This is a genomic window from Kitasatospora sp. NPDC059146 (genome assembly GCF_042786665.1).
Classification (GTDB): Bacteria; Actinomycetota; Actinomycetes; order Streptomycetales; family Streptomycetaceae; genus Kitasatospora.
Genome location: NZ_JBHZCY010000087.1, coordinates 1 through 26,147, shown reverse-complemented (window position 1 = coordinate 26,147; position 26,147 = coordinate 1). Strand labels below are relative to the sequence as shown.

The window sequence follows — 26,147 nt, the reverse complement described above, 5'->3', positions numbered from 1 at the left end:
GGTTCCGGTAATGATGTTTGCCGAGACTGCTAGTCTTGTCAAGTGGGGGAGGAAGAACGGGGACCGGAGGAAAGGGACACCACCATGAGCGAGACCGACCCCCAGGCCGCCCGGCCGCACACCGGCCGCCGCCGCAACGAGGCGGCCCACCGGGCGATCCTGGACGCGGCACTGCACCTGCTCGCGGAATCCGACGGCACACCCGTCACCATCGACGCCATCGCCCGCGCGGCCGGCGTCGGCAAGCAGACCGTCTACCGCTGGTGGCCCTCCAAGGGCGCCGTCCTGCTGGACGCCCTCACCGACCGCGCCGACCAGGACGTCACCGACCACCCGGACACCGGCGCACTCCGCACCGACCTGCGGGCCTTCGTCGAGACCACCTTCGACGCCGCCCAGCAGAGCACCACGGCCTCCGCGCTGCGCACCCTCGTCCGCGAGGCCGCCCGCGACCCGCACCTGGCCGAACTGATGCAGGCCTTCACCGCCACCCGGCGCGACGCGCTGCACGGGCTGCTCGCCCGGGGGCGCGAGCGCGGCGAACTGGCCGAGCACGCCGACCTGGACCTGATCGTGGACCAGGTCTACGGGGTGTTCTGGTACCGCTTCCTGCTCGGCCACGGCCCGCTGGACCCGACCGTCGCCGAGCGGCTCGCCGACACCCTGGTCACCGGGAACGACTAACCGGGCACGCCCCGGCGCCGCACCAGCGGCAGGTACACCTCGTCGACGATCTCCACCAGCACGTCGTCGGGCGCGCTCGGCACCCCCCGCACCACGAACTCGTTGCGCAGCAGCACCACCGCCACCGTCGCCACCCGCGGGTGCAGCACCTCGGGCTCCGCCTCGCCGCGGGCGACGGCCCGGCCCAGCACGGTGAGCCAGGGGGCGGCCGCGGCGTCGCCGGACTGGTCCTGCAACTGCGCCAGGAACTCGCTCGCGCCGCCCGCGGCGGCCAGCAGTTCGCGCAGCACTCCGCCGAGCGGGGAGCTCCAGTGCCGGTTCGCCTGGCGCAGCAACTCCAGCGCGTCACCGCGCAGTTCGCCGGTGTCGGGGAGCGGGGCGGCCTTGGCGAGCTGCTTGTAGGCGGCGATGCCGAGGGCCAGGCGGTTCGGCCAGCGCCGGTAGATGGCGTTCTTGTTGGTGCCCGCGCGGGCGGCGACCTTGTCCATCGTCAGCCCGGCGTACCCGGACCCGGCGAGCTCCGCGACCGCGGCCGCCAGGATCGCCTCCTCCAGCGCCGCCCCGCGCCGCCGCGTCTGCCCGGCCATGCTCCCGCTCCGCCCTCGCTGTCGCCCGTACCGCCCCCATGCTTACTTGCCCTCCGACCCCGACGGCAACTACGGTACTAGCCGTACCGTAAATTCCGTACGTTTCCGATCCGCCATGAAGGCAGGGGACCATGCGCGCCAAGGGAATCAGCTACGACACCGGTTTCGTCAGGGACGGGTCGTACTCCCGCAAGCTGTTCGAGCCGGAGACCGTCGAACGCGAGCTGCGGATCATCCGCGACGAACTGCACTGCACCGCCGTCCGGATCATGGGCGGTGATCCGGACCGGATCGAGCTCGCCGCCGGGCTGGCCGCCGGACTCGGGCTGGAGGTCTGGTTCTCCCCGTACCCGCTGGAGCTGACCACCGAGGAGATGCTGCGGCTGTTCGCCGACTGCGCCGGGCGCGCGGAGCGGCTGCGGCGCGGCGGGGCCGAGGTGGTGTTCGTGGCCGGTGCCGAACTGAGCCTGATGAACCCCGGCTTCCTGCCCGGCGCCACCACGGACGAGCGGGTCGCGCTGCTCGCCCGGCCGGAGGAGGTGCGCCAGCACCTCGGGGCGGTCAGCGCCAAGGTCAACGCCTTCCTCGGCGAGGCGGTGGCCACCGTCCGCGCGCACTTCGACGGGCCCGTCACCTACGCCGCCGTCCCGCTGGAGCGGGTCGACTGGACGCCCTTCGACCGGATCTCCCTCGACCTGTACCGCTCCGCCGGAATCGCCGACCGCTTCGCCGACGGCGTCCGGGACCTCACGGCCCAGGGCAAACCGGTCGCCGTCACCGAGTTCGGCTCCGCCACCTACCGCGGCGCGGGCGACCGGGGCGCGCTCGGCCTGGAGGTCGTCGAGTACGACGCCGACGGCCCGGTGCGCCTCGACGGCAGGTACGAGCGCGACGAGCCCGCCCAGGCCGGGTACGTCCGCGAGCTGCTGACGGCCTTCGACGAGGGCGGCATCGACGCCGCCTTCGTGTTCACCTTCGCGCTGTACGACTTCGTCCACCGCCCGGACGGCGACCCCCGCGAGGACCTCGACCTGGCCAGCTACGGCATCGTCAAGGTGTACGAGGACCGCCCGGGCAGCAGGTTCCCCGGCCTGCCCTGGGACCCGAAGGAGGCCTTCACCGCGGTCGGCGAGTACTACCGGACGCACTGACGCCCACCCGGTCGGCGCGGGAGGCCGGCCGGTCCGGCTTCCCGCGCCGACCGGGCGCTCAGGCGGTGCGGCGGCGGTAGTACGCGACACCGAGGGCGATGGTGATCGGCCCCCACAGCGCCGCCGGGCTGACGCAGACCCGGCACAGCGCCTCCCACCAGCCGTTGCTGAACCCGACCTCGTCCACCACGCCGGCCCAGGCGAGCGGCTGGAGCCCGAACAGTCCGAACAGCACCAGCCCGCCCAGCACCGTCGCGACCAGCGGCCCCAGCGGCGGCACCCGGCGCCCCCGCAGGAACGGCACCCAGCGCGGGAACACCTCGCCCCAGCCGCTGACCAGGCCCAGGGTGAGCAGCGCCAGCCCCTCGGTGACCAGGCTCAGTCCGAACACGTACGGGGTCGCCCACCAGACCCAGGGCGGGCGGTCCGGGTCGACCGTGCCCATCGCGAAGTCGAAGGCGAACGGCAGCCGCCACAGGCAGTGCGGCAGGAGGACGAAGGGCAGGGCCTTGGCCAGGCGCAGGGCCCAACGGGGCACTGGGCGTTCGGTATCACCGACCGGGATGTTCATCACCATGCGTCCACCCTCGCCGCCACCGCCCCTCCCCCGCCTCGACCGCGCGACCGGAGCTCCTCCCCCGGGAGAGCCAACCGCGGTTCACCCTGCGGGAGGAGGGCGCGGGGGCGTCAGAACACGGAACTGATGCCGAATGAGGCGGCCACCAGGCCGAGGACGTACGTCGACTCGGCGCCGTTCAGGGAGGTCGGGTCGACGGAGTAGACGACCTTGCGGGAGAGGTCGCGGGTGGCGAAGACCCCGCTGGTGGAGCCGGGGCGGGAGCCGGTCTTGCCCCAGGCGGTGATGCCGTGGGCCTGGAGGCGCTCCAGGCCCGTGCTCATGCAGGCCTTGCCGCCGGGGCAGTGGGTGCTGTGGGCGGCGGTGGGGACGTCGGGGACGGTGAAGAGCAGTTCCTGCTGGGCGGCGGGGAGGAGGCGCCCGCGGAACAGGGCGGTCATGAAGCGGTCCAGGTCGTCGGCGCTGGAGACCATGCCGCCCTCGACCCAGGGCCAGGCGCTCTGCTCGGTCACGTCCGCCCGGTGGGTGCCGCCGCCGGCGTCGGGGACGGTCAGGTAGGGGCGGGTGGCGGGGTGGCGCAGGGAGGGGTCGTCGGCGTCCGGGAGGGCGGTGTCGTGCAGGCCGAGCGGCCGGATGATCCGGTCGTTCAGCTCGTCGGCGAAGCTGCGACCGGTGACCTCCTCGACGACCAGCCCGGCGACGAAGGTGTTCATGCCGTTGTACTGCTGCTCGGTGCCGGGCGTGAAGCCCAGCGGGTAGCCGTGCATGGTGGCGAGGACCTGCTCGGGGGTGAAGGAGTCGAACCGGTGGGCCTCGAACCAGGTGGTCGTCCCGTCGCCCCAGGGCGCGTTGGAGCCGTCCGGCAGCCCGCTGGTGTGGTTGAGCAACTGGCCGACCTCGACCCCCTGGTAGGGGAAGTCCGGCAGGTACCGCCGGACGTCGGCGTCCAGGTCGATCCGGCCCTCGGCGACGAGTTGGAGGACGACGGTGGTGGTGAAGACCTTGGAGACCGACCCGATCCGGAACCTGCCGTGCGGGTCCACCGCCATGCCGTCCTCCGCCGAACTGCCCTCGAAGCGGCCGGTGGAGCCGGTGACGCGGACGAAGGAGGCGGAGACGTCGGCGGCCGGCCGCCCGGCGAGTGCCGCCCGGACGGCCGCCCGGTCCAGCGGTGCCGGAGTTCCGGCCCCGGCCGCGCCCGCGGCGGGAGCAGCCGGGGCGGCGAGGGCGGGTGCACCGGCCCCGACCGTCAGCACGGCCGCCAGGGTTCCGGCCGCGGCGACGGCGGCCCAACGGGTGCGGTGCGTGGAGGCGTTCACGGGTTCTGCAGCTCCAGACTGGTCGTCGGCGAGCCGGCGCGTCCGGCTCACCGACGAGTCTGCCGACCCGCCGCGCCCCGATCATCAGGGTCGGACCGCCGCCGCCCCCTGATCTTCCGTCGGGGTGCACCCCCGAGAGCGCCCCGGGTCACGCCCTCGCCAGCAGGCTGACGTACCCCCGGTCCGGGCGCTCCGGCCGGGCCTGTTCCAGCCGGGTGGTGACGGTGAACCCGGCTCCCGCGAGCAGCGCGACCAGCCGGTCGGCCGGGACGAGGTGGGAGGCCCAGGTCACCGGGTGCCCGTACGCCGAGCTCGGCCGGGACTCCTCGTCGCCGGTGTGCCCGCCCAGCAGCAGGTGCCCGCCGGGGGCCAGCACCCGGTGGAACTCCGCGAGCAGCGCGGGTAGTTCGGCCTCCGGGGTGTGGTGGACGGAGTACCAGGCGAGGATGCCGCCGAGACTGCCGTCGGCGGCGTCCAGGGCGGCCATCGAGCCGACGGCGAAGCGCAGTCGGGGGTACGCGCCGCGGGCGAGGGCGATCATCGCGCCCGACACGTCGACGCCGTGGGCGCGGAGCCCCAGCCCGTTCAGGTACGCCGTCACCCGCCCCGGTCCGCAGCCGAGGTCGGCGACCTCGGAGCCGCCCGCCTCCCGGACCAGTTCCGCGAAGGCGGCGAGCATCGCGCGCGAGAGCGGGTCCATGCCCTCCGGCGGCACGACGCGGCGCAGGTAGTCGGCGGCCACGGTGTCGTAGGAGTCGCGGACGGCGGCGAGGTGAGCGGGGTGGTCGGAGTGGTCGGAGTGGGCGGGGCGAGCAGGGTGGTTCACCGCGCCGCACCAGGCTTCGCGGCCCGGGCGGCGCGCTCGGCGAAGACCTTCTCGCGGCGGTCGGCGGTCTGCTTCATCATCCGCTTGCGGTCGCGGGCGGAGAGCCGGTCGAGGTAGAGGCCGCCGTTCAGGTGGTCGGTCTCGTGCTGGAGGCAGCGGGCGAAGTAGCCGGCGCCCTCGATCACCACGGGTTCGCCGTGCTGGTCGACTCCGCGCACCACCGCGTGGGCGGGGCGGGCGAGTTGGGTGTTGGCACCGGGCACGGACAGGCAGCCTTCGACGTCCTCGACCAGCCGGCGGCCGGGCTCCTGCGCCTCGACCACCGGGTTGAGCACGTGTCCGACGTGCCGCACGCCGTCCTCGTCGGTGCAGTCGTAGACGAACAGCCTGAGGTCGACGTCCACCTGGTTGGCGGCGAGGCCGCAGCCGTCGGCGACGTACATGGTGGCGAACATGTCGTCGACCAGCCGGGCCAGCCACTCGCTGCCGAAGTCCTGCTCGGTCGCCGTGCGGCAGGTGCGGCGGAGGATCTCCTCCCCCACCTCGGTGATCCTCAGGACGGTCGGACGCTCGCGCAGCTCGGACACGGGTGCTCCCCTTCGATGGACTTGCTGTCAGCTTTGCAAAGTAGCAGACTTTGCAAAGTGACCGAAGACGTCGTCAGATCCGAGGCCCTCGCCGAACACGCGGTGCGCACCGCCCTGTTGGCACTCCTCGCCGAACACGGCACCCTCACCTCCACCGAGGCCGCCGCACACCTGGGGCTGAGCTCCGGACTCTGCTCCTTCCACCTGCGCCGGCTCGCCCACTACGGGCTGATCGAGGAGGCGCCCGCCCTCGACGGCCGGGCCCGACCCTGGCGCCTCCCCCGGGCCCGACCGGAGCAGAGCCCGGAGCGGGGATCGGAACAGAGCCCGGAGCCGGGCGAGGAGGAGTTCGGCGAACTCGCCCGCGGCCTGGAGGACGAGAGCCACCGGCGCTGGCTGGCCCGGCGCTCCGAGGCCCCGGCCGAGTGGCAGCGGGACGAGGCGTTCAGCGCCGTCGTCCACCTCACCCCGGCCGAACTGGCCGCCGTCGGCGCGGAGGTGCGCCGGATCCTCGCCCGCTACCGCGACCGCGAGGCCGACCCGGCCGCCCGCCCCGCCGGGGCCCGACCGGTCGCCGCCGTCACCCGGCTGTTCCCCCTGCTGGAAGAGCACTGAGGCCACCGGCGCGGCACCAGAACCGGACGGACGTTCGGTGCGTCCGTTTGAGGCGTGATCAGTGCGGTGCTCGGCGGGATGCCGATGTTCTGGCCCGGACTGCTGCTCTCGCTGGTGCCGGCCGCGCTGCTGAACCGGCCGGTGGGGCGGTTGCTGCGGGCCCATTGGGTGGTGGGCTTCCTGCTGCTGCTCGGGCTCGGCGGGGTCCTGGTGGCGACGCTGCTGCCGGAGGCGTTCCGGCTGTCCGCGGACGCCGTGCGGCACTGCACCGTCCAGGGCGCGCGGCCGCGTTCGCCGTACGAGCTGATGCACGTGCGGCACATCGAGCTCAAGCTGGCGACCTACGCCCCGGTCGGCTTCGCCGCCGCCCTGGCCGGGACCAGGCGGCGGGCGGTGGTGGCGCTGCTGGGCGCGGCGGTGCTGCCGTTCGCGGTGTCGGCGGTGCAGTACGCGGTGCCGTCGATCGGGCGGGCCTGCGACGTGCAGAACGTCTGGGACGGGGTGCAGGGGGTCGTCCTGGGGGCGGCGGTGGGGCTGGCGCTGGCGCCGGTGGTCCGGCGAGTGGCCCGGGCCCGGGCGGCGGCGCCCTGAGCGGCCGTCACTGCACGACCAGGTAGCGCTGCTCGCTCCCGCCGCTGACGCAGCCCCCGCCGGTGGCCGGCCCGCCGGTGCAGTCGCCCGGCCCCGAGGTGAAGACGGTCCAGATGTACACCCCGGGCAGCTTCGGCGTGTACGTGATGCTCAGCGCGGTCTGCCAGGGCCGGTGGTCCCAGTCGGTGGCGCCCGGCGTCAGGATGTTCACCGTGGAGGTGGTGCCGGCGCTCGCCCAGCTGAACTCGACCGGCTTCCCCACCGGGACCACCTGCTGGTCCTTCGGGAAGACCGGGATGGGGGCCGAAGGAGCGGACTTGACCGGGTTGGCCACCTGGTCCTGGTCGGTCTGCACGTTGAGGTAGCGGGTGGCGCTCCAGCCGCTGCCGATGCTGCCGCTGGAGGCGTTGGCGCCGACCACGGCCCACTGGTAGACGCCCGCCTCGGTGGGCTTGAAGGTGCAGGCGGCGGAGGTGAGCCAGCCGGAGGCCTGCCAGGGCAGGCTGCCGCGCCGGGTGAAGACCTTGGTCACCGCGCCGGCCTTGTCCCAGCTGAGCGTCAGCGAGCGGCCCAGCGTCAGGGTGTCCCGGTCGGCGGGGGTGAGCAGGCCGGAGGCGTGCGGGGTGCCGTTCGGCACCGCCGCGGGCGGGCCCTGGTAGGCGTTCGCGTCACCGCCCGTACCGCCGGCGGAACCGGACGCGCCGGAGGACCCGCCGGTCACGCAGTCCGGCGAACCGCCGTCGTCCTTGGCGACCACGAAGCCGCCGTTGTCCAGCCCGGTGCCGCCGCCCTTGTCGTGCTGGAGGTACACCGGCACCAGCACCGCAGCCGCGATCAGCACCAGCGCGCTCGGCAGCACGATCCGGAGCCGCCGCGCCCGGCGCCTCCGGGCCGCCGCCTCCGAGGGCTCGGTGCGCACCCAGCCACCGGCGCCGTACGGGTCCGCGCCCAGCAGGGTCGGCACCCGGGTGGACGGCACCCGCCCGGGCGGCGCCACCCCGGGGCCCGGGCCGGGCGCCAGCAGCGGTGCCTCCGGGACGGCGGGCCGCACCCGCAGCGCCTCCGGCAGCCATGAGCCGGTCGGCCCTTCGTACCCGGGCGGCCCGAGCCGCTCCACCAGCTCGGCGGGGGTGGGCCGGTCCTCCGGGCGGCGGGCCAGGCAGGCGGCGACCAGCGGGCGCAGCGCCTCGGGCACCTCGCCGAGGTCGGGCTCGGTGTGCATGATCCGGTAGAGCAGCACCTGCGGGTTGCCGCCGTGTCCGTACGGGGCGCTGCCGGCGGCGTGGCAGAGCACCCGGCCGAGGCTGAACAGGTCGCAGGCGGGGCTGAGCGGCTCGCCCGCGATCTGTTCCGGCGCCATGTAGCCGGGGGTGCCGATGACGGTCTGGGTGCGGGTGATCGAGGCACCGTCGAGGGCGCGGGCGATGCCGAAGTCGATGACCCGCGGCCCGTCGTCGCTGAGCAGCACGTTGGAGGGCTTGAGGTCGCGGTGGACGAGTCCGACCGCGTGGATCGCCGCCAGGGCCTCGGCCAGTCCGGCGCCGAGCACCCGCAGGACGGGTTCGGGCAGCGGGCCGTGGGCGGCGACGGCCGACTCCAGGGACGGGCCGGGGATGTAGGCGGTGACCAGCCAGGGCGGGTCGCCGTCCGGGTCGGCGTCGACCACCTGGGCGGTGTGGAAGCCGCCGACCCGCCGGGCGGCCTCCATCTCCTGGGTGAAGCGGAGCCGGAAGTGGGGGTCGGTGGCGAGGTCCCAGTGCACGCACTTGACCGCGACGAGCCGCCCGCCGGGCGAGCGCCCCAGGTACACGGTCCCCATCCCACCGCTGCCGAGCCGGGCCAGCAGCCGGTAGCGGCCGCCGACCGTCCTCGGGTCGGTGGGTCTCAACGCCTCCACGTCCACCCCCGGCGTGCGCGTTCCACGTTCCGCGGGGACGACGGCAGTTGAGCACATGTCAGTTGCCGTGCCCCGCACGGGGAATCATCTCAGCAGCACGCCTGCGGGGCCAGATCACGAAGGCAAAGAACCGAAGGAAAGGCACTCGGGGCGAGGAGCGGCCCGCACGGGCCTCAGTGCGGGATCGAGGAGATCAGCTCGTGCGCCCCCTGTCGCTTGAGCGCGAGGGCGACCGAGGTGCCGAGGTCCTCCGGGGTGAGCGCGCCGGCCCACTCGTGGGCGTCCAGCACCCGCTTGCCGTCGGGGGTGAAGACCCGGCCGCGCAGCGAGAGCCGGCCGTCCGCCTCCGCCTTGGCGAAGCCGGAGATCGGGCTGTTGCAGTGACCCTGCAGCACGTGCAGGAACATCCGCTCGGCCGCCGCCTCACGCCAGGTGTCGTGGTGGCCGAGCCCGGTGACGGCCTCGATGGTCGCCGCGTCGTCCTCGCGGCACTGCAGCACGAGGATGCCGGCACCGATCGGCGGGCACATCTCCTCGACCGGCAGGACCTCGGTGATCCTGGCCCGCTCGCCGATCCGCTCCAGCCCGGAGACGGCGAGCAGCAGCGCGTCGACGTCCCCGGCGGCCAGCTTGGCGAGCCGGCTGTTGGCGTTGCCGCGGATCGGCACGCACTCCAGGTGCGGGTGGGAGGCGGCGAGCTGGGCGATCCGGCGGACGGAGGAGGTGCCGATCCGGGCGCCGGGCGGGAGTTGGGCCAGGGTCAGGCCGCCGGGGTGGACGAGTGCGTCGCGGATGTCGTCGCGGCGCAGGTAGGCGGCGAAGACGGTGCCGGCGGGCAGCGGGCGGTCGGCGGGCACGTCCTTGAGGCAGTGCACGGCGACGTCGGCCTCCCCGGCGAGCAGCGCGGCGTCCACCTCCTTGGTGAACGCGCCCTTGCCGCCCAGGGCGGCGAGGTCCCCGGTCCAGCGGTCGCCGGAGGTGGTGACCGGCACCACCTCGGTGCGCAACCCCGGGTGCAGCTCGGCGAGTTCGGCGCGGACCCGGTCGACCTGGGCGAGTGCCATGGGTGAGGAGCGGGACACGATGCGGATCAGCTCAGCGGTGGCCATGGCGCGATGATAGGCGCCCCTACGGCCACGGCCGTGACCGCGTCACGTACTCGGCGTAACGGCGCGGCGGTTCCGCCCACGGCGGGGCGGCCGGGCGGTGCACCACCCGGCCGCCCCGCCGCCCCGCCGCCCTACGGACCAGCCGCCCGCCGCGCCCCGAGCGGGCTCACTCGTTGTGCAGCACCTCGGCGATCGGCAGCCGGGCCGCCGAGCGGGCCGGGACCAGCGCGCCGAGGACGGCGATCGCGACGCCCGCGAGGGCGAGGGCGGCCAGCAGCGGGGCGCCCCAGACGTCGATCATCGCGTCGGTGAAGTGGATGATCCGGACGTGCTCGGCGATCAGCCGGTGCACCAGGATCCCGACCGGGATGCCGACGATCCCGCTGACCACGCCCTGCCAGGCCACCGAGGTGACCGTCATCCCGACCACCTGCCGGGGCGTCATCCCGATCGCCTTGAGCATGCCGAGGTCGCGGCGGCGCTCCCGGATGGTGAGCAGCAGGGTGTTGAAGACGCCGAGCGCGGCGACCACCGACAGCAGGACGGAGAAGGTCGTGCTGAACGTCTTGATCGCGACGACCGACCCTTCCGTGCTCGGGGCGACGACCGCGGTGCCCAGGCTCGGGTCGGCGTCCGTGACGGCCTTCCGGTAGGCCGCGGCGTCGGCGCCGTCGGCGAGCCGCACGTCGTACTCGACCACGTGCGGGTCGGAGGTGAGCAGCGCCCTGGTGGCGGCGTTGGAGGAGAGCGCGTTGGCGTTGCCCTGGGTCTCCAGGCCGACCAGGGTGACGGTGGTCCGCCGGTCGTCCAGGGCCAGGGTGATCCGGTCGCCGAGCTTGAGCCCGTGCTGGTCCAGGAAGGCCGGCCCGGCCTCGGCCTCACCGAGCCCGGTGGCCGGGCGGCCCTCGACCACGTTCAGCCGCCGGTGGTCGACCATGGCGTCGCCGCCGTAGAAGTTGGCGAAGACCGGCTGGGGCTGGCCGACGATGCCGACCCGCACCAGGCCCCGGACGGAGACCTGGTCGGCGCCGGGGGTGGCGTGCAGCATCGCCTCGGTCTGCTCCGCGGTCAGCCGGGGCGCGAGCTTGCTGCCGGAGAAGACGGCGGTCTGCACGTTGATGTGGGTGTGCTGGTCCGGTGCGGACATCGAGGCGGCCAGGGTGCTGGTCAGCCCGGTGGTCACGGTCACGGTGACCACGCCGAGCGCGATCGCCGCCATGGTCAGCGCGGTGCGGGCCGGGCGGGCGAAGGGCTGGCCGAGGCCGAGGCTGACGGCGCGGGGCAGCCTGGTGCCGCTCAGCCACCGCTGGACCTTGAGGCCGCGCCCGGTGCGCGGCGCACTGCCCGCCGAGATGGCCTGGGCGGCGGAGAGCCGCCGGGCCCGCGAGGCCGGGACGAGCGCGGCGAGGGCGACCAGCAGCGGGACGCCGAGCAGGGTCGCGGCGGGCAGCCAGCCGGCCGGATCGATCACGGCGGTGCCGGTGGCGATGCCGCTGAACGCGGTCTTGAGGATCGGGTACGCGGCCGTCCAGCCCGCCGCCGTGCCGAGCACCGTGCCGACGACCGCGGGCACCGAGACCATCGTCAGGTAGACCGTGACCACCTGGCGCGGGGTGAAGCCGATCGACTTGAGCACCCCGATGTGCCGGTAGCCGGAGACCACCGCGCCGCTGACCACGTTGCCGACGATCAGCGCGGCGACGACCAGGCCGAGCACGCCGAAGACCGTCATCACCGGCAGGTAGGCGTCGGCGCCGGCCGAGAACGCCTGCTTGAGCACCAGGTAGGACTGGGCGTTGGCGACCGCGCCCTCGGGCAGGCCCTCGGTGGCGCGGCCGAGCGAGGCGGTGAGCCGCTGCTCGGTGGCCGCGTCGGTGAAGCGGTAGAGCATCTGCCGCCCGGTGGGGTGCAGGGCGGCCGCCTGCTCGGGGGTGACCCAGCCGCCGGCGGACTGGCTCATCTCGCTCGCGAAGCCGACGACGGTGAGCCGCTCCCCGGTGCCGGTGGTGAGCCGGGTGCCGAGGTTCCCCTCCGAGGAACCCCCGGCGGTACCGATGACCACCTCGCCGGGCGCGGTGGCCCAGCGGCCGGACAGCAGCTTCACCCGGTCCACCGGCGCGGCCGCCGGGTCGGGCCGGCCGACCAGGATCAGCGGGCCGGGCGGGTGCCCGATCCAGTCGGTGGGGATGGTCACCACCGCCTGGTCGAAGGGCCCGGCCGTCGCCTCGACGCCCGGCCGGTGTGCGGTGGCGGCCAGCTGCTCCGCCGAGGCCTTGGCCGGGTCGAAGAGGGCGCTGACGTGCGCGCCGCGCTCACCCTCGAAGGCGGTGTCGAAGGGGGCCCGGGCGGCGCTGATCACCGCGAGGGCGAGCAGCACCGTCGCGGTGGAGCAGAAGACGACCAGTCCGATCACGACGGTCTGCACCCGGCGGCGCTTCACGGCCGCCCGGGAGGCCCGCCACACAGCACTGTTCACGAGGACCCCTCCAGCATCCGCTCGCGCGCCACCTTGCCGTCGGCGACCTCGACCAGCCGACTGGCGCAGCGGGTGGCCAGGTCGGGGTCGTGGGTAACGATCAGCAGGGTCTGCCCGATCTGGTTGAGGTCGATCAGCAGGTCCATCACCTGCTCGCCGGAGCGGCTGTCCAGCGCGCCGGTCGGCTCGTCGGCGAGCAGCAGCGCGGGACGGTTCATCAGGGCGCGGGCCACCGCGACCCGCTGGCGCTCGCCACCGCTGAGGGTGGCCGGGTAGACGTCCTTGCGGTGCGCGACGCCGAGTTCGTCCAGCAGCTCCAGCGCGCGTCGGCGCGCCTGCTTGGCGCTGGTGCCGGTCAGCTGGGCGGCCAGGGCGACGTTGTCGAGGGCCGGGAGGTCGTCGATCAGGTTGAAGAACTGGAAGATCATGCCGATGTGGCGGCGGCGGAACAGCGCCAGGCCGTTCTCGTTCAGCCCGCCGAGGTCCTGCCCCTGCACCCGGACGCTGCCGGAGCTGGGCCGGTCCAGTCCGGCCACCATGTTCAGCAGGGTGGACTTGCCGCACCCCGAGGGGCCCATCACGGCGACCGCCTCACCCGCGCGGATCCTCAGGTCGACGCCGTCGAGCGCCTTGGCGTCGCCGAACTCCTTGTGCACCCCGGACAGCTCGACGACGTACGGCGCGTCGTCGGGCCGGGTGGTCCCGTCGTGGTCGTTGCTCATGGTCGACGACGGTAGGCGCGGCCTCCCGGGCCGGGCGTCCCACCCCGGGTGTAACCGCAGGTCGCCGTAGTACCCGGGATGTACGCGGGCGGCACCCCCGGATGATGTCGATCAAGCCCCGGCCTGGGAGGCTTGACGCCGTGTGGGGAACAGGGACGGACTGGATCGCGATCGCGACGGCGGGCGCCGCCTGCGCGGCCGCCGGCTGGCTGGGCGTCGCGCTGGTACGGGCGCGGCGGCTGTACCGGGCGGCCATCGGCGAGCGCGGCTGGCTGCTGGAGCGTGAGCGGGAGAGCGCCGCGAGCGCCGCCGTGGACGCCGAACGGGCGCGGATCGCGGCCGAGTTGCACGACATCGTCAGCCACAACGTGAGCCTGATGGTGGTGCAGGCCGGGGCCGCCCGCGAGGTGCTGGCCACCATGCCGGAGGAGGCGGCGGCCGCGATGGGCGCGGTCGAGGCCGCCGGACGGGACGCGATGACGGAGCTGCGGCACCTGCTCGGCCTGCTCGCCCCGGCCGCCGACGGCAGCGAGGAGCCGGAGCGCGACGACTTCGCGCCGCAGCCGAGCCTGAGCCGGCTGAGCCCGCTGATCGACCGGTTCGCCTTCGCCGGGCTGCCGGTGGAGGTGCGGGTCTCCGGCGAACCGCGGCCGCTGCCCGGCGGCGTGGACGTGACGGCCTACCGGATCGTCCAGGAGGCACTGACCAACGCGCTCAAGCACGGGGACGGGGTGACGGCGGAGGTGACGGTGCGGTACGCGGACCACTACCTGCGGGTGGAGGTGCTGAACAGCGGCCCGAGCGTGCTCTCCGGCGCGCCCGCCCCCGCCCCGAAGCAGGCGGACGGCGCCGGGCGCGGGCTGCTCGGCCTGCGCGAGCGGGTCGCCGTGTACGGCGGGGACCTGGACGCCCGGCGCCGGCTCGGCGGCGGCTACCGGGTCCGCGCCCGCATCCCGCTGGACCGGCCGTGAACGACTCGGAGGGAACCGTGGAACAGGACCAGCAGCGCCGCCCCCGGGTGGTGATCGCCGACGACCAGGAGCTGGTCCGCACCGGCTTCCGGATGATCCTCACCGCGCGCGGCATCGACGTGGTCGCCGAGGCCGGCGACGGCGCCGAGGCGGTGGCCGCCGCCACCCTGCACCGGCCGGACGTGGCCCTGCTGGACATCCGGATGCCGACCATGGACGGCCTGGAGGCGGCCCGCCGGATCCTGGCCGCGGTGCCCGGCTGCCGGGTCATCATGCTGACCACCTTCGACCTGGACCACTACGTCTACGCGGCGCTGTCCGCGGGGGCCAGCGGCTTCCTGCTCAAGGACGTCACCTCGGCCCACCTCGCCGCCGCCGTACGCCTGGTGGACACCGGCGACGCCCTGCTCGCCCCGTCGATCACCCGCCGGCTGGTGGAGCGCTTCGCGACCGGCGCCCCGCACCCCGCCGCGCGCGGCACCGACGCGCCGCGGCTGCACCGCGACCTCGCGCCGCTCACCCCGCGCGAGGCGGAGGTGCTCGGCCTGCTCGGACGCGGCCTGTCCAACGGCGAGTTGGCGGTCGAACTGACCCTGAGCGAGTCGACCGTGAAGACCCACGTGGCCCGGATCTTCGCCAAGTTGAACCTGCGCGACCGGGCCCAGGCGGTGGTGCTCGCCTACGAGACCGGCCTGGTCGCACCGGGCACGAACGACTGACCGTCAATTCCCTTCCCCGTCACGATGATTCGCATGACAATCAGCCAGCTCACTCATTAGGGGGAACAGCTCGAGGGATTCACATTTTTGCCAGTCCATGGGGGAGCATCTGCGTATCCGCGACCGGAGCGACGAACACCGTCCGCGCGGCACCACCCCGCAGGACGAAGACCATTGGACAGGCCCGTGACCACCACCACCCCCGTGTGGGACTGCCCCTTCCACCACACCGACGGCCTGGAGTTCGACCCCCTCCTCAAGCGGCTGCTCACCGAGGCCCCGATCGCCAGGGTCCGCCTGCCCCACGGCACGGGCGAGGCCTGGCTGGCCACCCGCTACGAGGACGTCAAACTGGTCACCACCGACCGCCGGTTCAGCCGCGCCGCGGGCATCGGCCGCGACCTGCCGCGGATGACGCCCGCCACCATCGCCCAGGCCGAGTCCATCAACCTGATGGACCCGCCCGAGCACAACCGGCTGCGCCGCCTGGTCGCCCAGGGCTTCACCAACCGCCAGGTCGAGCGGATGCGCCCCCGGACCCAGGCCATCGTCGACGGCTTCCTCGACGAGATGGCCGAGCACGGCGCCCCCGCCGACCTCGCGCACTTCCTCTCCGCCCGGCTCCCGCTCCACACCATCTGCGAACTGCTGGAGATCCCCGAACCGGACCGCGACCGGCTGCGCGCCCGGGCGGTCGCGATGATGCGGACGGGCCCCGGCAGCCGCGAGGGCCAGGAGGAGGCCAAGGCCGGCCTGCGCGCCTACTTCACCGAGCTCACGGCCGAGCGCCGGGCCCACCCCGGCGAGGACCTGATCAGCGCGCTCGCCACCGCCCGCGACGGCGAGGACCTGCTCGACCCGGACGAACTGGCCGTCATGGCGATGGTCCTGCTGGTCACCGGCCACGACACCAGCACCTACCAGCTGAGCAACATCACCTACACCCTGCTCACCCACCCCGAGCAGCTCGCGAAACTGCGCGCCCGGCCCGAGGGCCTGCCCCGCGCCCTGGAGGAGCTGCTGCGCTTCATCCCGTTCCGCCAGGGCCCCGGCATCGCCCGGATCGCCACCGAGGACGTGGAACTCGGCGGCGTGCTGATCCGGGCCGGCGAGGCCGTGCACGTCTCCTACCTCACCGCCAACCGCGACCCGGCCGCCTACGAGCACCCCGACGAGCTGCGCCTGGAGCGCACCGACGGGCCCGTCAACATGGCCTTCGGCCACGGCCAGCACCGCTGCCTCGGCTCGCACCTCGCCCTGATGGAACTCCAGGTCGCGATCGGCACCCTGCTGCGCCGCTTCCCCGGGCTGTGCCTGGCCGTCGACCCGGCCGAACTCGACTGGGAATCCGGTTCGATCTGGCGCTTCCCGCAGACCCTGCCGGTCGCCTGGTAGCCCGCTCCCCCCGACACACCGTTCCCGCACCGGGGAGACCCACACACCCATGGCCACACTCTGCCGCCCCGCCGTCGCCGTGCCCGAGCACGTCATCACCCTCGACGAGACCCTCGACCTGGCCCGCACCCTGCACGCCGGCCACCCCCGACTCGGCCTGGCCCTGCGGCTGATCGAGAACACCGGGGTGCGCACCAGGCACCTGGTCCAGCCGATCGAGCGGACCCTCACCCACCCCGGCTTCACCCACCGCAACCAGGTGTACGAGCAGGAGGCCAAGCGCCGCGTCCCCGAGGTGGTCGAACGCGCCCTCGGCCACGCCGAACTGGGCGCCCAGGACATCGACCTGATCATCTACGTGTCCTGCACCGGCTTCATGATGCCGTCGATGACCGCCTGGCTGATCAACGCCATGGGCTTCCGCTCCGACACCCGCCAGGTGCCGATCGCCCAGCTCGGCTGCGCGGCCGGCGGCGCCGCCGTCAACCGCGCCCACGACTTCTGCCGCGCCTACCCGGGCGCCAACGTGCTCATCGTCGCCTGCGAGTTCTGCTCGCTCTGCTACCAGCCGAGCGACCTCGACGTCGGCTCGCTGCTCTCCAACGGCCTGTTCGGGGACGCCGTCGCCGCCGTGGTGATGCGCGGCCGGGGCGGCCGCGGGGTGCACGTCGAGCGCAACGGCTCGCACCTCGTCCCGGACACCGAGGGCTGGATCTCCTACGGGGTCAAGGACACCGGCTTCCACTTCCAGCTGGACAAGCGGGTGCCCGGCACCATGGAGATGCTCGCCCCCGCACTGCGCACCCTGGCCGGACAGCACGGCTGGGACGTCTCCGGGCTCGGCTTCTACATCGTGCACGCCGGCGGCCCGCGCATCCTGGACGACCTCTGCCACTTCCTCGACCTGGAGCCCTCGACCTTCCGCTACAGCCGGGCCACGCTGACCGAGCGCGGCAACATCGCCAGCGCCGTCGTCTTCGACGCCCTGGCCCGGCTGTTCGCCGACGGCGGCGTCGCCGAGGGCACCACCGGCCTGATCGCCGGCTTCGGACCGGGCATCACCGCCGAGATCTCGCTGGGCAGTTGGGTCGACACCCCGGTCGAACCGGTGCGCCGGCGCCCGCGCGCCATCTCCACCTCCGACATCGCCCTCGTCCACCAGGGCGCCCCCCGCCGTTTCCCGGCCGGCACTACGATCTCCGAATGACCGACACCACGGACCGCACCGACACCGATTCCGCCGCCAGAGCGGCCGAACTCGCCGCGCTGTTCCCGGCGTTGCACGCGCCGCAGTACTGGGCCTGGGGCCGCTACGACGCCCAGTTCTCGACCGTGCTGCCGCCGGACGAGCTGGTCACCAACATCCACCTGGTCGGGTTCGCGGACGGTGGCGTGGTGCTCTGCCGGGACGACCGGAACCACTGGTTCCTGCCCGGCGGCACCCGGGAGAAGGACGAGTCCGTCGTCGACTGCCTGATCCGGGAGCTGCGCGAGGAGGCCGGCGCCCGGCTGCTCGGCGAGCCGGCCTGGCTGGGCGCGCACCGCTGCCACACCGAGGACCTCGTGCCGTACCGGCCGTGGCAGCCGCACCCGGACAAGGCCTGGCTGTGGGGCTGGGGCGAGGTCGAGCTGGACTCCACGCCGACCAACCCGGCGGACGGCGAGCAGGTGGTCGAGGTCCGGGCCGTCCCGGTCGCCGAGGCGCAGCGACTGCTGCTCGGCGGGCACGACGCCTGGTGGGGCGAGCTGATCGGGCTGGCGGTCGAGCTGCGACGGCGGGCCGGGCGGGGCTGAGGGCCGAGAGGGGCTGGGGGTCGGGAGGCGAGGATCACCCGAACAGGCGAGCAGGGCGGAACAGTGTCCGATTTGTCATGATATCTCTCGGCCATGGGCACCTTTCACCTGGCCGCGGACTACCCGCTGCTGAACGTCTTCTGGACGATGCTGGAGCTGTTCCTCTGGATCCTCTGGATCTTCCTGCTGTTCAAGATCATCACTGACGTCTTCCGCAGCCACGACCTGAGCGGCTGGGGCAAGGCGGGCTGGCTGGTCCTGGTGATCATCCTGCCGCTGATCGGCGTGCTCGCCTACCTGATCGCCCGCGGTGACTCGATGCACAAGCGGGACCTCTCCCAGGCCCAGCAGACCGAGGCTGCGGTCAAGGCGTACATCAAGGAGGCCGCAGCGCCGGAGGGCGGCGGCGCTCGCAGTCATGTCGACGACCTGGCGGCGCTGGCGGACCTCAAGGGCAAGGGCCTCATCTCCGACGAGGAGTACCAGCGGGCCAAGGAGAAGCTGCTCGCCTGAGGTCACCCGCACGGCGGGGCCGGTGGACGACGCATCCACCGGCCCCGCCGCCGTCCGGGCTCAGCGCCGTCCGGAGCGCCGGTCCTTCCCGCCGCCCTCGCCGCCGGTCAGACCGGCCCGGCGCAGCGCGTCCGCCATGGCGCTGTTGGCCAGCGGGGCGTTACCGCCGGAGCCGGAGCCCGAGCCGCCGCCGCGCCGGTCCTGGCCGCCCCGGCCGCCCTGGCCCGCACCCTGACCTGCGCCCCGGTCGCCGCCCCGGCGCTCCTGGCGCGGCGGGCGGGCCTGCCGCTCGCCCCGGTCACCACCGCGGTCGCCGCGGTCACCGCGGTCGCCGCCCCGCTCCCGGCCGACCTCGTCGTCCAGCCGCAGGGTGAGCCCGATCCGCTTGCGCGGCACGTCCACCGTGAGCACCCGGACCTTGACGATGTCGCCGGGCTTGACCACCTCGCGCGGGTCCTTGACGAAGTTCCTGGACAGCGCCGAGACGTGCACCAGCCCGTCCTGGTGGACGCCCACGTCGACGAAGGCGCCGAAGGCGGCCACGTTGGTGACCACGCCCTCCAGCACCATGCCGACCTCCAGGTCGCCGATCTTGTCGACGCCCTCCTTGAACACCGCGGTGCGGAAGGCCGGGCGCGGGTCACGGCCCGGCTTGTCCAGCTCGCCGAGGATGTCGGTGACGGTCGGGACGCCGAAGGTCTCGTCGGCGAACTCCGCCGGGCGCAGCGCCCGCAGCCGCTCCCCGTTGCCGATCAGCTCGCGCAGCTCGCCGCCGGTGGAGGCGAGGATCCGGCGCACCACCGGGTAGGCCTCGGGGTGCACGCTGGAGGCGTCCAGCGGGTCCTCGCCGCCGGGGATGCGCAGGAAGCCCGCGCACTGCTCGAAGGCCTTGGGGCCCAGCCGGGAGACGTCCTTGAGCTGCTTGCGGGTGCGGAACGGGCCGTTGGCGTCGCGGTGCGCCACGATGTTGTCGGCCAGCGTGGCGGTGATGCCGGAGACCCGGGTGAGCAGCGGTGCCGAGGCGGTGTTGACGTCCACGCCGACGGCGTTGACGCAGTCCTCGACCACGGCGTCCAGCGAGCGCGACAGCTTCACCTCGCTCAGGTCGTGCTGGTACTGGCCGACGCCGATCGACTTGGGGTCGATCTTGACCAGTTCGGCCAGCGGGTCCTGGAGCCGGCGGGCGATCGACACGGCGCCGCGGATCGACACGTCCAGCTCCGGCAGTTCCTGGGAGGCGAACGCGGAGGCCGAGTACACGGAGGCGCCGGCCTCGCTGACCATCGCCTTGGTGAGCCCCAGCTCGGGGTGGCGCTTGAGCAGGTCCTCGGCGAGCTTGTCGGTCTCCCGGGAGGCGGTGCCGTTGCCGATCGCCACCAGGTCGACGTCGTGCTTCTTCGCCAGCGCGGCGAGGGTGTGCAGCGCGGCGTCCCACTTGTTGGCGGGCTGGTGCGGGTAGATGGTCTCGTGCGCGACCACCTTGCCGGTGGCGTCCACCACGGCGACCTTCACCCCGGTGCGGAAGCCCGGGTCGAGGCCCATGGTGGCGCGGGTGCCGGCCGGGGCGGCGAGCAGCAGGTCGCGCAGGTTGGCGGCGAAGACCCGCACCGCCTCGTCCTCGGCCTCGGCGCGCAGCCGGCCCCGCAGGTCGATGCCGAGCCGCACCAGGACGCGGGTGCGCCAGGCCCAACGGACGGTGTCGCCCAGCCACTTGTCGGCCGGGCGGCCGCGGTCGGCGATGCCGAAGCGGGCCGCGATGCGCTGCTCGTAGTCGCTCTCGCCGGGCAGGTCGCCCTCGGACTCGCCGTCGTAGGGGGAGAGTTCGAGGTCCAGCACCTCCTCCTTCTCGCCGCGCAGCATCGCCAGGATGCGGTGCGAGGGGAGCTTGGTGTACGGCTCGGAGAAGTCGAAGTAGTCGGCGAACTTGGCGCCGTCGGCCTCCTTGCCGTCCCTGACCTTCGCGACCACCCGGCCGCGGCCCCACATCCGCTCGCGCAGCGAGCCGACCAGGTCCGCGTCCTCGCCGAAGCGCTCGACCAGGATCGACCTGGCGCCCTCCAGCGCGGCCGCGCCGTCCGCCACCGACTCGTTCAGGTACTGCGCGGCGAGCGCCGCCGGGTCCTGCGTCGGGTCGGCGAGCAGGGTGTCGGCCAGCGGCTCCAGCCCGGCCTCCCGGGCGATCTGCGCCTTGGTGCGCCGCTTGGGCTTGTACGGCAGGTAGATGTCCTCCAGCCGTGCCTTGGAGTCGGCGGCCAGCACCTGGGCGCGCAGCGCGTCGTCCAGCTTGCCCTGGGCGTCGATCGACTCCAGGACGGCCGCCCGGCGCTCCTCCAGCTCCCGCAGGTAGCGCAGCCGCTCCTCCAGGGTGCGCAGCTGGGCGTCGTCCAGCGAGCCGGTGACCTCCTTGCGGTAGCGGGCCACGAACGGCACGGTCGCGCCGCCGTCGAGCAACTCGACCGCGGACGTCACCTGCCCCTCGCGAACGCCCAGTTCCTCGGCGATCTTGCGCTCGATCGCCTGCTGGGCCTGCCGGGCCACCTGTTCGACTGGCGTGGTCACGAAGCCGGTCACCTTCTCCTTCAGTGCTTTCGCCGTACCCCCCGCATTCTGGCAGGTGCCGGTGACACCGCACGGCCGCACCCGGGGTGGCGGGCGTGGCGCGCGCCCGGGCCCGGCGTTCTCCGTCCGTCCGCCGGCCGATCACCGTCCCCTCACCTCGTCGGGCCCGGCAGTTCGCCGATCCGCCTGTCGGGCGGCGGTCCGCGCTGTACGCTGCCGGGCATGTGCGCTGCCGCCCGGATGCACCCCGATGGACCGGTCGTCGACGCGGCCCTGGTACGGCGGTTGCTCTCCGCCCAGTTCCCGCAGTGGGTGGGCCTACCGGTCACGCCCGTCGGGTCCGCCGGGACGGACAACGCCATGTTCCGGCTCGGGCCCGAACTCGCCGTCCGGCTGCCCCGGGTGGAGTGGGCCGCCGGGGACGTCCGGCGCGAGCACCAGTGGCTGCCCCGGCTGGCACCGCAGTTGCCGCTGCCCGTCCCCGCCCCGCTGGCCGTCGGCCGCCCCGCCGCCGGCTACCCCTGGCAGTGGTCGGTGCTGCGCTGGCTCGACGGCGTCAACCCGGCGGTCGGCGTGCTCGCCGCACCCGAGGGCCTCGCCCGCGACCTGGCCGGCTTCGTCAACGCCCTGCGCACCCTCGACCCGGCCGGCGCCCCGGCCGGCCACCGCAGCGTGCCGCTCGCCTCCCGGGACGGCGCCACCCGCGCGGCGATCGCCCAACTCACCGGTGCGATCGACACCGCCGCCGCAACCGCCCTGTGGGACAAGGCGCTCCGCCTCCCCGAGTACGCCGGACCGCCGGCCTGGACGCACGGCGACCTCACCCCCGGCAACCTGCTGCTCAACGGCTCCGGCCGGCTCACCGCCGTCATCGACTTCGCCCTGATGGGCGTCGGCGACCCCACCACCGACCTGATGCCCGCCTGGAACCTGCTGCCCGCCGCCGCCAGACCCGCCTTCCGCGCCGCCCTGCGCGCCGACGACGCCATGTGGGCCCGCGGCCGCGCCTGGGCCCTCTCCATAGCCCTGGTGACGATCCCCTACTACCGCCACACCGACCCGGCCCGGACCGCCAACGCCCGTCACGTCGTCCGCGAGGTGCTCGCCGACCGCAGCGTCTGAGCCGGACGGCAGACCTGGTGTCGTTCCGGCCCGACGATCTCCAGCAGCCGGTGCACCAGCGGGCTGCGGTCGTCGGCCCGCCAGGCCACGGCGACCCGGGTGCGGGCGGCAGCCGGGTCGATCCGGCGGAAGGCGACGCCGCGCAGCCGGATCCGCCGGATGCCGGCCGGGGCCAGCGAGACGCCCAGGCCCGCCCCCACCAGGGCGCACACCGTCTGCCACTCCACCGCCTGCTGTCCGATCCGCGGGGTGAAACCCGCCTCCGCGCACAGGCCGGTGATCCGGTCGTACAGCTGCGGCCCCTCCTCCCGGGGCAGCAGCACGAACGGTTCCGCCGCCAACTGCCCGAGCCGGACGACCCGTTGGGCGGCGAGCGGATGGTCCGCCGGGAGCACCGCGACGAAGGGCTCGCCGAGCACCGTCCGGAAGCGCAGCTCCGGGTCGTCGGCGGGCGGCTCGCGCAGCAGGCCGACGTCGATGCCCCGGTCGCGCAGGGCGGTGAGCTGGGGCGCGCTGGTCATCTCCCGGACGTCCAGCCGCACCCCCGGGTGGTGCTCCCGGAAGGCGTGCAGCAGGCCGGGCAGGACGGTCAGGGCGAGCGAGGCGGAGAAGCCGATCCGCAGCCGGCCCGCTTCCCCGTCGCCCACCGCCCGGGCGGCCGCCAGCCCGTCCGCGAGCTCGGCCAGCACCCGGCGCGCGACCGGCAGCAGCTCCTGCCCGGCCGGGGTCAAGGTGACGCCGCCCGGTTCGCGCCGGAACAGCGGGTGGCCGACCTTCTCCTCCAGTCGGCGGATCTGCTGGGACAGCGGCGGCTGGGCGATGCCGAGGCGGGCGGCGGCCCGGCCGAAGTGCAGTTCCCCGGCGAGCACGGTGAAGGCGTGCAGCTGCGGGAGGGGGAGTTCGGGGCGGTGCTCCATACCTCCAGGGATATCAGATCGGCCCGGCAGGAGTATTGGACGTATCCCCGCAGGCCACCTAGCGTTCGGCGCATGACAGAACGACTCGGGCGACGCGCCGTGCTCAGCGGCTCCACCTTCGAGGAAGAGATCGGCTACGCCCGCGCCGTGGTGGACGGCGACTGGGTGCACGTGTCCGGGACGACGGGGTTCGACTACGCCACCATGACCATCTCCCCGGACGTGGTGGAGCAGGCCGAGCAGTGCCTGCGTAACATCGCGGCCGCCCTGGCCGAGGCCGGCTCCGGCTTCGCCGACGTGGTGCGGGTGCGCTACCTGCTGCCCGAGCGCGCGGACTTCGAGCCCTGCTGGCCGGTGCTGCGGCGCTGCTTCGGCGAGGTCCGGCCCGCCGCGACGATGCAGGTCTGCGGCCTGGCCGACCCCCGGATGCGGATCGAGATCGAGGTGACCGCCCGGCGCCAGGCCCGGTGAGGACCGCCTGATCCACCGCCAGCATTCCTGCCGTCCTCGGCCGTTGCTATGGTTCTCCCCGCACGAGCGGCAGGGGGAGCGGACTTGGCACGGAACGTGATCGACGTCAGGGTGAGCCGGCGGGTGCTGTGGATCGGCGGCGACGCCTACCCGCTGCAGCACATCGCCCGGGCTCGGCAGTTGGTGTGGTGGCCGCCCAAGCGCTCGCGGACGGTCATCAGGTTCGTCCGGCAGGTGATCGGGCTGCTGTGCGCGGTCAGCCTGCTCAGCGCGCTCACCCGCAACGGGGCGGACGCCACGCAGGCCGCCCTCCCGAGCGTGCTGCTGCTGGCCGGCCTGGCGTTCTTCCTCTACCGGCTCGTCACCAAGCTGCGGCAGAAGCCGGTGTACCGGCTGGTCCTCGACACCTCGAACGCCGCCACCACCGCCGTGGTGAGCCACCACGAGTGGCAGATCACCAACCTGATCCAGATGATCATGGAGGCGATCGACAACCCCCAGGCGGAGTTCGCCTTCCAGGTGGAGAACCTCCACGTCGGCGACAAGATCACCCAGTACGGCGACCACAACACCGGAAAGCGGGTCGGACTGTGAGCAACTCCTTCCACTTCGGCGACTCGGTCACCCAGCACGGTGACCACAACATCGGCATCGTCAAGAACCAGGGCCCGGTCGATCCGCAGGCCGCGCTGCGCGAACTCGTCGCCGCCGTGCAGCAGTTGCGCGACCAGGTGCCGGCCGAGGACCGCGAGGTGCTGGACGAGTCGCTGGAGGCCATCGGCGACGGTGCCGGGGCCTCGCCGTCCGCCCTGCGCCGGGCGCTGCGCAACATCTCGGGGGTGGCCTCGCTGGTGCGGGCGGGCGCGCCGGTGGTGGAGTCGGTCCGCCGGATCCTGGACTCGCTCAGCAGCTGATTTTCGTACTGGGTCAGAAAACTGTCCCGGTCAACCCCGACTGCTAGCCTGGTCGGCATGACGGGACTGCGGGAGCGCAAGAAGGAACGGACGCGGCGGGCCATCTCCGAGGCCGCCATCGCACTCTTCCTGGAGCACGGCTTCGACCAGGTCTCGGTGGCGGAGGTCGCCGCCGCCGCCGAGGTCTCCAAGCCCACCCTGTTCAGCTACTTCGCCAGCAAGGAGGACCTGGTCGTCCACCGCTTCGCCGACCACCAGGAGCAGGCGGCGGACGTGGTCCGGGGCCGGACCGGGGAGGAGACCGTGCTGGACGCCCTGCGCCGGGACTTCCTGGACGGCCTCGACCGGCACGACCCGGTCACCGGCCTCAACGACCACCCGGCCGTGCTGGCCTTCACCGCCCTCGTGTACGGCACCCCCAGCCTGGCCGCCCGGGTCGGCGCGTACGTGGCCCGCGCCGAGCAGTCCCTCGCCGAGGCGCTGCGCGAGGCCCCCGACCTCGCCCCGCCGCACGAGCTCACCGCCCCCCTGCTCGCCGCCCAGGTCACCGCCACCCAGCGGGTCCTCGCCCTGCACAACTGGCAGCTCCTGCGGGACGGCGGCCGCACCGCCGACGACCTCCACCCCGAGGCCGTCGCCCACGCCGACCGCGCTTTCGAGCTGCTCGCCCGGGGCTACTCCGGCGCCTGACGCCGTGGTTGGATGGCCGCCCATGACGACCCGCCACCTCGCGTTCGACGCCCTGCACAACTTCCGTGACCTGGGCGGCTATCGGGCCGCCGACGGACGGACCGTCCGGTGGGGCCTGCTCTACCGCTCCGACTCGCTCGGCAAGCTCTCCTCCCCCGCCGACCTGGAGCGGCTCCGGGCCCTCGGCGTCCGGACCGTGATCGACCTGCGCTACGACTGGGAGATCGCCGCCAAGGGCCGGGTGCCCGACGTCGACGGCCTGGACTTCCGCAACCACTCGATCGAGCACCGCCCCTACGACCAGGCCGCGATCGACCCGGACCTCGACCCGTGGCGCTACCTCGCCGACCGCTTCGCCGAGGTCGCCGAGGACGGCGTCAAGGAGATCCGCCAGACCCTGGACGCGATCACCGACGCCGACGCCCCGGCGGTCTTCCACTGCATGTCCGGGAAGGACCGCACCGGCCTGATCGCCGCCCTGGTGCTCACCCTGCTCGGCGTCTCCGAGGACGACATCGCCGCCGACTTCGCCCTCACCGAGCTCGCCACCCCGCACCTGGTCGCCGACTGGCACGCCGCCCACCCCGGCGAAACCCTCCGCTGGCCCGGCTACGGCCGCGCCCCGGAGACCGTCATCCGCCTCACCCTCGCCGACCTCGCCACCCGCTACGGCTCCGTCGAGGCCTACCTCACCGGCACCGTCGGCATCGACCACGCCCGGATCGACGCCCTGCGGTCACGCCTGCTCACACCCTGATCGACTCCGGCCGGCTGCCGAGCACCGCCCCACGCACCGGCACGGGGATCGCCGCGGTGGTACCCGAGGACCGGCCCGAGCTCTAGGGCCTGTCCGGCGGATCATGGTCGGAGCCAGAGGCGGATCGCTGCGACGGTGACCGTGCCATGGAAGACGTAGGCCCGCTTGTCGTAGCGGGTTGCGA

27 protein-coding genes are annotated in these 26,147 nt (G+C 73.9%); 16 read left to right on the top strand and 11 right to left on the bottom strand.

Annotated elements, in window-relative coordinates; all coding sequences use genetic code 11:
• Positions 1 to 84: 84 nt before the first annotated feature.
• On the top strand, positions 85 to 684 hold the full coding sequence (locus ACFXPX_RS29890; RefSeq protein ID WP_380644079.1) for a TetR/AcrR family transcriptional regulator: 600 nt from the start codon (positions 85 to 87) through the stop codon (positions 682 to 684).
• Here the strand turns inward: ACFXPX_RS29890 and ACFXPX_RS29885 are convergent.
• Entirely contained in the window at positions 681 to 1,271 is a 591-nt protein-coding gene (locus ACFXPX_RS29885; protein WP_375891138.1) for a TetR/AcrR family transcriptional regulator, read from the bottom strand. The genes ACFXPX_RS29890 and ACFXPX_RS29885 overlap by 4 nt on opposite strands.
• Before the next feature lie 131 nt (positions 1,272 to 1,402).
• Between ACFXPX_RS29885 and ACFXPX_RS29880 the strand changes: the two genes are divergently transcribed.
• Complete coding sequence (locus ACFXPX_RS29880) at positions 1,403 to 2,422, top strand: hypothetical protein (RefSeq protein WP_380529659.1); 1,020 nt, start codon at positions 1,403 to 1,405, stop codon at positions 2,420 to 2,422.
• Positions 2,423 to 2,480: 58 nt separating this feature from the next.
• On the opposite strand, the gene ACFXPX_RS29875 is transcribed toward ACFXPX_RS29880, so the two are convergent.
• The 4 genes from ACFXPX_RS29875 to def form a co-directional block, all read right to left on the bottom strand.
• Positions 2,481 to 2,960, bottom strand: a complete 480-nt coding sequence (locus ACFXPX_RS29875) for a hypothetical protein (protein ID WP_380588672.1) — start codon at positions 2,958 to 2,960, stop codon at positions 2,481 to 2,483.
• A gap of 149 nt (positions 2,961 to 3,109) precedes the next feature.
• A complete protein-coding gene (locus ACFXPX_RS29870) occupies positions 3,110 to 4,318 on the bottom strand; it encodes a serine hydrolase domain-containing protein (RefSeq protein WP_380644078.1) in 1,209 nt (402 codons plus the stop codon).
• Positions 4,319 to 4,466: 148 nt separating this feature from the next.
• Positions 4,467 to 5,144 (bottom strand): class I SAM-dependent methyltransferase, encoded by a 678-nt coding sequence (locus ACFXPX_RS29865; RefSeq protein WP_380588675.1) that lies wholly within the window; start codon positions 5,142 to 5,144, stop codon positions 4,467 to 4,469.
• Positions 5,141 to 5,731 (bottom strand): peptide deformylase, encoded by a 591-nt coding sequence (gene def, locus ACFXPX_RS29860; RefSeq protein WP_375891130.1) that lies wholly within the window; start codon positions 5,729 to 5,731, stop codon positions 5,141 to 5,143. Before def ends, ACFXPX_RS29865 begins: the two co-directional genes overlap by 4 nt.
• A 57-nt stretch (positions 5,732 to 5,788) precedes the next feature.
• On the opposite strand from def, the gene ACFXPX_RS29855 reads away from it, so the two are divergent.
• The gene (locus ACFXPX_RS29855) at positions 5,789 to 6,346 is read left to right on the top strand and encodes a helix-turn-helix domain-containing protein (RefSeq protein ID WP_380644077.1); all 558 of its coding nucleotides are present in this window, start codon (positions 5,789 to 5,791) and stop codon (positions 6,344 to 6,346) included.
• A gap of 54 nt (positions 6,347 to 6,400) precedes the next feature.
• Complete coding sequence (locus ACFXPX_RS29850) at positions 6,401 to 6,937, top strand: hypothetical protein (protein WP_380588680.1); 537 nt, start codon at positions 6,401 to 6,403, stop codon at positions 6,935 to 6,937.
• Between the two features lie 7 nt (positions 6,938 to 6,944).
• Here ACFXPX_RS29850 and ACFXPX_RS29845 read toward each other — a convergent pair whose 3' ends face one another.
• The 4 genes from ACFXPX_RS29845 to ACFXPX_RS29830 form a co-directional block, all read right to left on the bottom strand.
• Complete coding sequence (locus ACFXPX_RS29845) at positions 6,945 to 8,825, bottom strand: serine/threonine protein kinase (RefSeq protein WP_380644076.1); 1,881 nt, start codon at positions 8,823 to 8,825, stop codon at positions 6,945 to 6,947.
• Between the two features lie 182 nt (positions 8,826 to 9,007).
• A complete protein-coding gene (hemC, locus tag ACFXPX_RS29840) occupies positions 9,008 to 9,943 on the bottom strand; it encodes a hydroxymethylbilane synthase (protein WP_380529672.1) in 936 nt (311 codons plus the stop codon).
• A 166-nt stretch (positions 9,944 to 10,109) separates the two neighbouring features.
• Positions 10,110 to 12,419 carry an ABC transporter permease gene (locus ACFXPX_RS29835; protein WP_380529674.1) on the bottom strand — a complete coding sequence of 770 codons (2,310 nt, stop codon included), beginning with the start codon at positions 12,417 to 12,419 and terminating at the stop codon, positions 10,110 to 10,112.
• Positions 12,416 to 13,141 carry an ABC transporter ATP-binding protein gene (locus ACFXPX_RS29830; protein WP_380529676.1) on the bottom strand — a complete coding sequence of 242 codons (726 nt, stop codon included), beginning with the start codon at positions 13,139 to 13,141 and terminating at the stop codon, positions 12,416 to 12,418. The genes ACFXPX_RS29835 and ACFXPX_RS29830 overlap by 4 nt, the downstream gene beginning before the upstream one ends.
• A gap of 140 nt (positions 13,142 to 13,281) precedes the next feature.
• Between ACFXPX_RS29830 and ACFXPX_RS29825 the strand changes: the two genes are divergently transcribed.
• From ACFXPX_RS29825 to ACFXPX_RS29800, 6 genes are all read left to right on the top strand, one after another.
• A complete protein-coding gene (locus ACFXPX_RS29825; RefSeq protein ID WP_375897140.1) occupies positions 13,282 to 14,112 on the top strand; it encodes a sensor histidine kinase in 831 nt (276 codons plus the stop codon).
• A gap of 17 nt (positions 14,113 to 14,129) precedes the next feature.
• Positions 14,130 to 14,831, top strand: a complete 702-nt coding sequence (locus ACFXPX_RS29820; protein ID WP_380529678.1) for a response regulator — start codon at positions 14,130 to 14,132, stop codon at positions 14,829 to 14,831.
• A 186-nt stretch (positions 14,832 to 15,017) separates the two neighbouring features.
• Positions 15,018 to 16,226: a cytochrome P450 gene (locus ACFXPX_RS29815; protein ID WP_380644075.1), complete on the top strand. Its 1,209-nt coding sequence runs from the start codon at positions 15,018 to 15,020 to the stop codon at positions 16,224 to 16,226.
• Between the two features lie 49 nt (positions 16,227 to 16,275).
• Positions 16,276 to 17,433, top strand: coding sequence for a type III polyketide synthase (locus ACFXPX_RS29810; RefSeq protein WP_380594807.1), 1,158 nt, complete (start codon positions 16,276 to 16,278; stop codon positions 17,431 to 17,433).
• Complete coding sequence (locus ACFXPX_RS29805; RefSeq protein WP_380529684.1) at positions 17,430 to 18,020, top strand: NUDIX domain-containing protein; 591 nt, start codon at positions 17,430 to 17,432, stop codon at positions 18,018 to 18,020. The genes ACFXPX_RS29810 and ACFXPX_RS29805 overlap by 4 nt, the downstream gene beginning before the upstream one ends.
• A 93-nt stretch (positions 18,021 to 18,113) precedes the next feature.
• Positions 18,114 to 18,533, top strand: coding sequence for an SHOCT domain-containing protein (locus tag ACFXPX_RS29800; RefSeq protein ID WP_375897129.1), 420 nt, complete (start codon positions 18,114 to 18,116; stop codon positions 18,531 to 18,533).
• 60 nt (positions 18,534 to 18,593) lie between these two features.
• Here ACFXPX_RS29800 and ACFXPX_RS29795 read toward each other — a convergent pair whose 3' ends face one another.
• Positions 18,594 to 21,092 carry a Tex family protein gene (locus ACFXPX_RS29795; RefSeq protein WP_380529686.1) on the bottom strand — a complete coding sequence of 833 codons (2,499 nt, stop codon included), beginning with the start codon at positions 21,090 to 21,092 and terminating at the stop codon, positions 18,594 to 18,596.
• Between the two features lie 222 nt (positions 21,093 to 21,314).
• On the opposite strand from ACFXPX_RS29795, the gene ACFXPX_RS29790 reads away from it, so the two are divergent.
• Entirely contained in the window at positions 21,315 to 22,214 is a 900-nt protein-coding gene (locus tag ACFXPX_RS29790; protein ID WP_380644074.1) for an aminoglycoside phosphotransferase family protein, read from the top strand.
• Here ACFXPX_RS29790 and ACFXPX_RS29785 read toward each other — a convergent pair.
• Positions 22,175 to 23,131: a LysR substrate-binding domain-containing protein gene (locus tag ACFXPX_RS29785; protein ID WP_375890281.1), complete on the bottom strand. Its 957-nt coding sequence runs from the start codon at positions 23,129 to 23,131 to the stop codon at positions 22,175 to 22,177. The genes ACFXPX_RS29790 and ACFXPX_RS29785 overlap by 40 nt on opposite strands.
• Before the next feature lie 72 nt (positions 23,132 to 23,203).
• Here ACFXPX_RS29785 and ACFXPX_RS29780 point away from each other — a divergent pair, with 72 nt between their 5' ends.
• The 5 genes from ACFXPX_RS29780 (at position 23,204) to ACFXPX_RS29760 (ending at position 25,963) form a co-directional block, all read left to right on the top strand.
• Positions 23,204 to 23,602, top strand: a complete 399-nt coding sequence (locus ACFXPX_RS29780; RefSeq protein ID WP_380594803.1) for a RidA family protein — start codon at positions 23,204 to 23,206, stop codon at positions 23,600 to 23,602.
• Between the two features lie 84 nt (positions 23,603 to 23,686).
• Entirely contained in the window at positions 23,687 to 24,196 is a 510-nt protein-coding gene (locus tag ACFXPX_RS29775; protein ID WP_380529693.1) for a DUF6232 family protein, read from the top strand.
• Positions 24,193 to 24,516, top strand: a complete 324-nt coding sequence (locus ACFXPX_RS29770; protein ID WP_380409715.1) for a hypothetical protein — start codon at positions 24,193 to 24,195, stop codon at positions 24,514 to 24,516. The genes ACFXPX_RS29775 and ACFXPX_RS29770 overlap by 4 nt, the downstream gene beginning before the upstream one ends.
• A gap of 57 nt (positions 24,517 to 24,573) precedes the next feature.
• Positions 24,574 to 25,206: a TetR/AcrR family transcriptional regulator gene (locus ACFXPX_RS29765; RefSeq protein ID WP_380529695.1), complete on the top strand. Its 633-nt coding sequence runs from the start codon at positions 24,574 to 24,576 to the stop codon at positions 25,204 to 25,206.
• Between the two features lie 22 nt (positions 25,207 to 25,228).
• Positions 25,229 to 25,963, top strand: a complete 735-nt coding sequence (locus tag ACFXPX_RS29760; protein ID WP_380644073.1) for a tyrosine-protein phosphatase — start codon at positions 25,229 to 25,231, stop codon at positions 25,961 to 25,963.
• Positions 25,964 to 26,147 lie beyond the last annotated feature (184 nt).

Excerpts from the sequence above, each read along its gene's own strand:
- ACFXPX_RS29880 (WP_380529659.1), top strand. The coding sequence starts at position 1,403 with ATGCGCGCCAAGGGAATCAGCTACGACACCGGTTTCGTCAGGGACGGG.
- ACFXPX_RS29800 (WP_375897129.1), top strand. The coding sequence starts at position 18,114 with ATGGGCACCTTTCACCTGGCCGCGGACTACCCGCTGCTGAACGTCTTC.
- hemC (WP_380529672.1), bottom strand. The coding sequence starts at position 9,943 with ATGGCCACCGCTGAGCTGATCCGCATCGTGTCCCGCTCCTCACCCATG.
- ACFXPX_RS29890 (WP_380644079.1), top strand. The coding sequence starts at position 85 with ATGAGCGAGACCGACCCCCAGGCCGCCCGGCCGCACACCGGCCGCCGC.
- ACFXPX_RS29885 (WP_375891138.1), bottom strand. The coding sequence starts at position 1,271 with ATGGCCGGGCAGACGCGGCGGCGCGGGGCGGCGCTGGAGGAGGCGATC.
- ACFXPX_RS29785 (WP_375890281.1), bottom strand. The coding sequence starts at position 23,131 with ATGGAGCACCGCCCCGAACTCCCCCTCCCGCAGCTGCACGCCTTCACC.
- ACFXPX_RS29790 (WP_380644074.1), top strand. The coding sequence starts at position 21,315 with ATGTGCGCTGCCGCCCGGATGCACCCCGATGGACCGGTCGTCGACGCG.
- ACFXPX_RS29780 (WP_380594803.1), top strand. The coding sequence starts at position 23,204 with ATGACAGAACGACTCGGGCGACGCGCCGTGCTCAGCGGCTCCACCTTC.
- ACFXPX_RS29765 (WP_380529695.1), top strand. The coding sequence starts at position 24,574 with ATGACGGGACTGCGGGAGCGCAAGAAGGAACGGACGCGGCGGGCCATC.
- ACFXPX_RS29805 (WP_380529684.1), top strand. The coding sequence starts at position 17,430 with ATGACCGACACCACGGACCGCACCGACACCGATTCCGCCGCCAGAGCG.
- ACFXPX_RS29760 (WP_380644073.1), top strand. The coding sequence starts at position 25,229 with ATGACGACCCGCCACCTCGCGTTCGACGCCCTGCACAACTTCCGTGAC.
- ACFXPX_RS29830 (WP_380529676.1), bottom strand. The coding sequence starts at position 13,141 with ATGAGCAACGACCACGACGGGACCACCCGGCCCGACGACGCGCCGTAC.
- ACFXPX_RS29810 (WP_380594807.1), top strand. The coding sequence starts at position 16,276 with ATGGCCACACTCTGCCGCCCCGCCGTCGCCGTGCCCGAGCACGTCATC.